The sequence below is a fragment of the Arthrobacter sp. TB 26 genome (assembly GCF_000427315.1).
In the GTDB taxonomy this organism is placed as follows: Bacteria; Actinomycetota; Actinomycetes; order Actinomycetales; family Micrococcaceae; genus Arthrobacter.
In genome coordinates this window covers 1-7,560 of sequence record NZ_AUPJ01000306.1, presented here as the reverse complement: position 1 = coordinate 7,560, position 7,560 = coordinate 1, and the positions used below count along the sequence as shown (strand labels likewise).

General features: G+C 67.8%; 8 protein-coding genes. 2 read left to right on the top strand and 6 right to left on the bottom strand.

Annotation, left to right across the window (positions count from 1 at the left end; genetic code table 11):
• The 5 genes from K789_RS0111020 to K789_RS0111000 all read right to left on the bottom strand — a co-directional run.
• Positions 1-790: cysteine desulfurase family protein (locus K789_RS0111020; RefSeq protein WP_024366808.1), on the bottom strand; the 790-nt coding region annotated here is incomplete at its 3' end.
• Between the two features lie 88 nt (positions 791-878).
• Positions 879-1,229, bottom strand: coding sequence for a DsrE/DsrF/TusD sulfur relay family protein (locus K789_RS0111015; protein ID WP_024366807.1), 351 nt, complete (start codon positions 1,227-1,229; stop codon positions 879-881).
• 359 nt (positions 1,230-1,588) lie between these two features.
• Positions 1,589-3,274, bottom strand: a complete 1,686-nt coding sequence (locus K789_RS0111010) for a TPM domain-containing protein (RefSeq protein ID WP_128081605.1) — start codon at positions 3,272-3,274, stop codon at positions 1,589-1,591.
• 148 nt (positions 3,275-3,422) lie between these two features.
• Entirely contained in the window at positions 3,423-4,385 is a 963-nt protein-coding gene (locus tag K789_RS0111005; protein WP_084507447.1) for an IS1595 family transposase, read from the bottom strand.
• 248 nt (positions 4,386-4,633) lie between these two features.
• Positions 4,634-5,239 (bottom strand): helicase associated domain-containing protein, encoded by a 606-nt coding sequence (locus tag K789_RS0111000; protein WP_051181009.1) that lies wholly within the window; start codon positions 5,237-5,239, stop codon positions 4,634-4,636.
• A gap of 250 nt (positions 5,240-5,489) precedes the next feature.
• On the opposite strand from K789_RS0111000, the gene K789_RS0110995 reads away from it, so the two are divergent.
• On the top strand, positions 5,490-6,110 hold the full coding sequence (locus K789_RS0110995) for a DNA-binding protein (RefSeq protein ID WP_024366803.1): 621 nt from the start codon (positions 5,490-5,492) through the stop codon (positions 6,108-6,110).
• A 221-nt stretch (positions 6,111-6,331) separates the two neighbouring features.
• Here K789_RS0110995 and K789_RS22895 read toward each other — a convergent pair whose 3' ends face one another.
• Complete coding sequence (locus K789_RS22895) at positions 6,332-6,619, bottom strand: hypothetical protein (RefSeq protein ID WP_237739577.1); 288 nt, start codon at positions 6,617-6,619, stop codon at positions 6,332-6,334.
• A gap of 490 nt (positions 6,620-7,109) precedes the next feature.
• On the opposite strand from K789_RS22895, the gene K789_RS0110985 reads away from it, so the two are divergent.
• Positions 7,110-7,538, top strand: a complete 429-nt coding sequence (locus K789_RS0110985) for a hypothetical protein (RefSeq protein WP_024366801.1) — start codon at positions 7,110-7,112, stop codon at positions 7,536-7,538.
• Positions 7,539-7,560 lie beyond the last annotated feature (22 nt).

Genomic DNA, 7,560 nt, shown 5'->3' with positions numbered 1-7,560 from the left:
GCTCGGCGGCGGCGCCGAGCGCTGCGGCGAAGGCGACGTTCTCGGTACCGGCCCGCAACCCGCGTTCCTGGCCTCCACCGCCGATCAGCGGGGTGACGGGCACGCTGTCGCGCACGTACAGGGCGGCGATGCCTTTAGGGGCGTACATCTTGTGCCCGACCACAGTAAGCAGGTCAACGCCGAGCGCCCCCAAATCGACAGCGATTTTCCCGACGCTCTGGGCGGCGTCGGTGTGCAGGAGGACCCCGTGGGCGTGGGCCACGTCGGCGATCTCCCGCAGGGGCTGGACGGTGCCGGTCTCATTATTCGCGTGCATGATCGTCACCAGGACGGTATCCGGGGTGATGGCTGCCGCGACGTCCGCCGGGTCGACGAGCCCGTGGCCATCCACCGGCAGATAGGTTACCTGCACCCCGTGCCAGCCCCGGAGTGCCCGGCAAGCGGCCAGGACGGCGGGATGCTCGGTAACCTGCGTGATCACATGCACGGTCCGCCCCTTCATTGTCGCGGCAGCGGCCAGGACCGTTCCCCGGATCGCCAGGGCGTCGGCTTCCGAACCGCTGCCGGCGAAGATGATCTCCTGGGCGTCAGATCCGAGGAGCGCGGCGACACGGCCGCGGGCCAGGCGCAGCGCAGCCTTCGGCGCCTCACCGAAGACATGGTCGCTGGACGGATTGCCGAAGTCTGCCCCAAGGAACGGCAGCAGGGCCTCCAGGACCCGCGGGTCCACCGGGGTCGTGGCGTTGTAGTCCAGATACGTCGGGGAAAGTTCCGGAATGGGGGTGCTCATAGCCACCTTCGCAGAATGTTGTACTCGCCGCCGATGCCCCCGCCAGGCACCAGCACGGTCTGACCGGGGCCTTGGTCCGGGCCGTCCACTAGAACACCAATACCTTATCGGCGGCGAGGGTCCAGTCGGTGAGCGCGTCCAGCGTGGCCCGGTGGACGTTTTCGGTCAGCATGGCCTCGGTGATACCGCGGACGTCCATGCATGTTCCGCAGCAACCGATTTCGCCGCCGTGACGGACCACGCCCGCGAGCATCCGGTCCAGCTTGTAGTAACCCTCAGGTGTCTTCTGCCCCGAGATGGCCACGGTCACGCCGTCGCCGATCAGGAAGACCTGCACGCTCACGTCCTCACGTTTAGCCAGCGAGCCGGCCAGACGAACCGCGTTATAGGTCGCGTCCTGACCGTAGGCGGCACCGTTGATGACCATCAGAATTCTCACGGGGCTTGCACATCCTTCGTCTTTTTGAAGTGAGCGGGCGGTTGTGGCAGAGCCCGCGCGGGTCCGTGCCACGCGGCTGAAGCCGGTTCCACACGACACTGCCGCCAATACCCCGGCCCGGGGGGCAGCAGACGGGCTTCCGTGCGAGCATCTTCCACGCTGCCCGCCCCGGCCAGGCAGGGTGACGAGGTTCGCCCCGCTCAACGGGGCGGTGCGCCTGAACAAAGGGGGGCTTCGCCATGGTGTGTGGCCTTTGTTTGTGCCAATCAAAGGGGCGTTACTGCCGCTGGCGGAATCTTTCTGCGACGTCCGGATCGAGCTGATGACATCGACGGACCGGCATGAACAGGATGTGGGGATCAGGAGCCGCCCCTGCCCCCGGGATCGCCGTCCCAGCCGTTACGGGAATCACCGTCCCAGCCGGCCCCGGTACCGGCATCGCCGCCGCGTCCGCCGCGCAGGATCGAATCGATCAGAATGCCACCGAGAACGGCTCCGCCTAGGCCCCCGCCGCACCCCCGGCCCCCGAACATGCCGCCGCCGTAACCCCGGTTGTCCAGACCGCCGAAGCCCTGCACATCGGAGCTTGCCAGCTCTGTGGCCCGGGATGCCAGTGCGCCGGCCTGCCGCGCATGGGCCAGGGAAGATCCGGGATTCGTCTGCTGGATGGAGAGCGCAGTGTCCAGATTGCGTTGCGCCTCAGCCAGGCGTGTCCTGGCCCCGGGGCCGACGCCACCGCGGCGGGCGGCAATGTAGTCCGAGGCAGCCGAAATTCCGGCCTGTGCGCTCATGATGGCCTGCCGGAGGACCTGACCGGCGCGCCGCGCCTGATCCTGCTCATTCCGGACGGCGGACAGGGCCTGATCCAGCCCGCGCCGCGCCCCTTCCACGCGCTGCAGCGCACTGACCGGGTCGATCCTTCCGGACGGCAGCGGGCCTTGGACCTGGTTCAGGACCGCCTCGAGGCCAGCGACGGGGCCGGCGAGGTCAGCGTGCCGGCCGGCGGCCATGATGGCCCTGGCCTCTGCGAGGTCCCGGACTGCGTCCTCGACCACGCCGTCCAGGTGGGTCCGGGCGGTGTCAAGGTCGTGCGAGATCCTGCCGATGGCCTCAACGAGCACGTTGGTCTGGCGCAGGCTTTCTTCGGCGGCGCGGACAGCGACGGCCGCGGCTCCCGAGTCAGCCTCCTTGAGCTTCCGCTGCGCAGTCTGCGCGGCGGTGTCCAGGAATTTCAGCCGTTCACGGGCCTGGGTGATGTTGTCCGATACCGGTGCGACCGCTGTCTCGGAGTACCGTGCGCGCAGCCCGGCCAGGATTTGCTCCGCGTCTGCGATCCCGGCCGCGACCCCGGCGCTGGCGGCCCGGAGCTGTTCGATCGCCCGGGCGGCATTTTTTTCCAGTTCCCGCAGGGAATCGAGGGCGGCTTTCTGTTCGGCCAGGGCCTGGTTGGCCGACTCGCAGCGCCTGATGATCTCGGTGAAGGAGGCCCGCTGCTGTTCCCCGGTGTCCGGGACCGCGTCGTCGAGCTCCTGCTGGAGCCTGAAGGATTCTTTCAGATTCGCCCTGGCATCGGCGAGGGCCTCCACAAACGGCGCGACGGGCGCGTCCCCGTACTGGGCCTGGGCAAATCCGGCTTCCTGCTCCCCGGCGCGCACTGCGTCGTCGGCCGCTATCAGCAGCGACCCGGCCCTTTGCTTCAGTTCCGGAAGACTCAACGCCGCCGGCTGGCCGCTGCGCCCGCCCTCACCCGGAGATGGCCCCGGTATTTCCGGTAGTGTTCCATTCCCGGTAAGCAGCGCCAACCGCTCCCGGTATTCCTGCGTGCCCAGCTCGCCGGCGGCATAACGTTCATCGAGGATCCGACGTGCGGTGCTCGTGTCCGCCGCGTCCCCGCTGTCCTGCCCGTGTGCGGCTCCGGGAACCCCTCTGCCGATGCCACGGTGGAACGCCCGCACCGCGAAAGCCACCGCCAGGATCGCTCCCGCGGCCGGGAGCAGCCAGAACAACCAGGACCAGTCCATCCCTTGCCCGTACCCGCCCATCATGGCGTGCCTCCTTTGGCCGGCCACACTCCCGACCCTATTGCTTCCAGCCTACGCGTCCACGCGCCCCGGGGGTGTGGCCCGAAAGGGCTCTGCCTGACGCCGTCATGAGAAGGCGGTCCAGAATCCGCCCCGTCACATCGGTACTGAATCAGGTAGATGTTCCCACAGGGATGACGAGGTCCTTCAGGGGCACGGGGTCGGTGTTCGTGGCTTGCTGCAGGAGCCGGTAGAACAGCAGCCCGCGGCTCTTGGCGGTGCGGCGGTTGAAGCGGAAGGTGAACTCGTCGAGGTAGTAGGCCAACTGTTCTCGTGAGATGCCCTGGTGCAGGGTGCCGTCGATCCAACGCTTGAGCTGGGAGGCCGCCATGTGAACCGCCGGCATGTTCACGTGTGCCGGGATGTCCGAGCCGAGCTGGGTGAAGTACTCGTGCTGGTAGCCGAGGTCGGCGAAGCGCCGCAGCTGCCTCGCCCCGTCGGTGCGGATGGTGGAGCCTGGCGCGACGACGCGTTGGCCGAACTTCACCAGCGCCAGCCTGCGGTCGGCCGGTCCGGGCTCGAGGCGTATCCGCCCGATCCGGTTGTGGTCCAGATGCTCCGCGGCGATCAGGACCGAGATCTTGTCCGGGCCGACGCCGGGCAGACCGCGGTGGACCCCGCCGATGAAGCTCTCATCGACCTCGACCAGCCCGGAGAGCCGTTCCCGCTCGGGGCGGACCATGGTCCGGCGGAGCTTGTGCATCCACGCCCACGCCGTCTCATAGGAATTCAGCCCGAGAACCCGCTGCAGGCCGAGGGCGGACACGCCGTTCTTCTGCGAGGTCACGAACCATACCGCCGCGAACCACGTCCGCAACGGTGTTCGCGTGCGGTCGAAGATCGTCCCGGCCGTCACCGACGTCCGGCGCGAGCACGCCTTGCACATCCAGAGCCCGGCACCCGTGCGCCAGTAGTCCCGGCCGCCGCACTTCGGGCAGACGAACCCGCCCGGCCAGCGCAGCCTTGCCAGGTACTCGAAGCACGCCTCATCCGTACTGAACCAGTCTTGGAACTGCCCGAAAGTCTTCGGATAGTCCACCCCGGCAAACGGCATCTGCGGGGACGAATCCGTCATGCGCCCAGCCTACTTCAGCTAAGCAGATACCCAATATATATGTTCGAATCGACACACCAAGAAAAAGCGCAATCATGCCGAATTGCATCTGATGCATGATCACGCAGATCTCATTATGGACGACGGCTACGACAGTCCGGTCCGCGCCCGCGCGGGGCTCCACAAAGACCGGGTTGCACGCCCAGTGGGGACAGCTTTGAGCTGCGCGGAGGGCTCCACCTGCCCCCAATGGGCACAACCCGAACCGGTCACCGGCGGGGAGGGCGGCCCCGGGTCCTCCCGGCCTGCCAACCGGGAACGGCCTCATCCAGAAGCCGGATCCTGGTGGGGTCGAGATCGCCGCGGCGCCGTTTGTACCGCTGGGCGTGGATCCACACTCCGAGGGTGTGTTCGCGCTCTGAGTCGTAGTCGTGGTGGCGTGGCCAGTCGTGGCCTTCGTGTCGGAACTCCACGAGCTGGGCGAGACGGTCGTGCCACCTGGCTTCGCCCGCAGCTGCCCGGTGCTTCCCGGCCCATTCCGGAACCCGTGCTAGTCCGTCACGGTATGCCGGGTCAAGGATGCCTTCGGCTGCTTCGCGCCGGCGCTCCGAGAGCCACCGGGCCATCGACCGTTCACCCCTGTTCTCCGCATGGCCACGGGGGAGCCGGCCCTCGGCCGAGATCCAGGCGATGACCTCCTCCATCCGGGCAAGGCTCCTGGGGGAGAGGCTGGTTCTGGCGCCGGCAGCGGCTTGGTGTTCGGCCTCAAGCTCCGGTTCCCGGCGGCGGGCGATGACCAGGTGATAGCCGACGACGGCGGGATGAACGCGCACGAGCTCAGCGATGCGTTTCCGGCTCAGCCCGAGCCGGTACATCAACACCCATTCCGCGTCCGGAGCGCGCCCGCAACCGCCTGTCCATAATGGACCCCATCCTGCCACGGCCTCCCCGCACGGCGGACCGGCAACGCGGGGCCCAGGACACGGGCCGCCCGGGCCGCCGGTCAAGGTTCCCGGAGCGGCGGCAACGACCGGCCGATGGCGCAGTTCGGGGGGCGGCGGTACTGATAGAAAGTAGTAGGAGTAGTAGTTTTGTTACTACTCCTACTACTTTAAGGTTGTCGCCGTGGCGTTGAGTGTGAAAGACCGTGTGTTTGCTGCTGCGGAGCAGATCAGCGCCGAGCGCCGGCCTACCGTTTCGACCGTGCGGGCAGCGGCTGGTGTGAGCAACGCCGATGCCACCCGTTACCTGAAGGAATGGGTGGAGGAGAAGCAGGCCGCGGGCGGGCAGGTCGCCGCGACGCCGGCGGCAGTGCTGGAACAGGCCGCTCGCCTGGCCGGGGCCTGCTGGGCCGAAGCGTCCGCCCTGGCCAATGAGCGGCACGCCGCCGCGGAAGCGGTCTGGGCGCAGGAGAAGAAGGACCTGGCGCTGGAGATCTCCGAACTCGTCGCTGACCTGGACAAAGTAGGCGCCGAGAAGGACGCGGCCGTCACCGAGCTCACTGTCCGGGTCGCCGCGCTCGATACCCAGGCCGCGGCGATGACGGCGCAGCTGGAACAGGCACGTACAGCCGAACAGCAGGCCAGCAACATCGCAGCCGACGCAGCTGCCAGGCTGGCCGCGGCCGAGGCCAGAGCAGAGACGCTGCAACAGGCGCACGACGCGCTCCTGCAGCGCATCGTGCCGGAAACCCCGGACAAGAATGACCGGGCCAAGCGAACCAGTGGCGGCGGCCCCCAGCTCTGAACTGCGCGGGAGAGAGCCCTGCCTGACTTCCCTGGCCTCTAGAAGGGGGAGGCAACAGGCCCCCTCATGGAACCGCTGACTCTCGTGAACTTCGTGCTGTCACTGACAGCCCCGGCGGCCCCGACGACCACTTACCGGGCCCGTTTTCACGGCACTGTTCGGGCAGGACTCTTAGACCGGCGCGGGGCCAGGCATGCCAGCCGTCGGCCGGACTGCCGCTGCTACCGTGGCGGCTGCGCTTCCGCCGCGGGGAACTCCCGCAGCGTCGCCGCTACCGCCCTGACCGCTGCCGGGTCCTCGGTCCAGGGCCGGTCCGTGCGGGTGCAGGCATGGAAGTTCGTCAGCTCCGATGCCTCCTGGGCCGCCGCGAGCTCGGCCCACGCCTCTTCGAGGTCCTTGAGCTGTTCTGCCGTCAGGGGCTCCCGAATCTCCGGGCCGGCCGCAGCGTGCGTGGCATCAGCCGTGCCCGCCGTTGCGTGGCGTTTCCTGAAAATACTCCGTAACCCCATGTGCTGCCCCTTTGCCTGAAAAAGCCCCGACAGGAGGTCCCCTCGGGGGAGAAGTACCTGCAACCGGCGGGACCGTTCCACCTTTTAGCAAGGCCCTGATTTCCGCTGCGCTCCAACCAGTTATTGGGCGTCCGCTGGCGCGGCCGGCTGTTGGGGCCAGGTTCGCCGTCGCAGGGCTCCGGTGACCCTGGCCCTTCCTTACGTCTGCGACGTTTTTGTGTTGCTGTCCTGCGGATTCTAGGCGTCCGCTCCAGCCCGTCCAGCCCCTCCTTCGTCGGGGCCTGCGGTGCAGGAAATGTCCCTCCGGCGCTCCTGCGTCGCTGATTTCCTCCAGGAATTTCCTTCCCCTTGCCTGCGGTAGACAGGCCTCCGTCGGCCGCCGAGCAAGCGAGCTTGCCAGCAACAAAAAAACAACGGGGGAGCAGGGGAGCTGGCCGGTCACCTAAGCCGCCCCACTCACCCCACTTCTCGGACAAGAAGGAGCAACACCATGAACGCAATCTCAACCAAGACGGTGACCACCAAGGACACCGGGGAGGCCATCGACGGCGTCACCGTGCTGGGCGATTACCACGAGAACGGCGGCTACGACTGGATGGAACTCATCGAAGCCGAAGGCTGGGCCGTCATCCCCAGCTGGGGCTGTGACGGCTGGGACCTGGGCCAGTGGCCCTATGTCATGGTCGCGGCCACCCGGACCGCTGACAGCATCGGCAACCTGTTCGGAGTCGCCACGTACTGCGAGGGAGACGTCAGCTGCACGTTCTACCGGACCAAGGCGCGGCAGTGGGACGCGATCACCGAACAGGCGTTCTTCCACTGGAAGAACGGCCAGGCCCACGGCCCGGATGACCTCCCGGAAGCCGCCGCGGAACTTCCGTCCCGCTACCGGATGCCCTACACGGTCAACGCCGCCTAAGAAGCGCCAGAGCCGGTGCCCC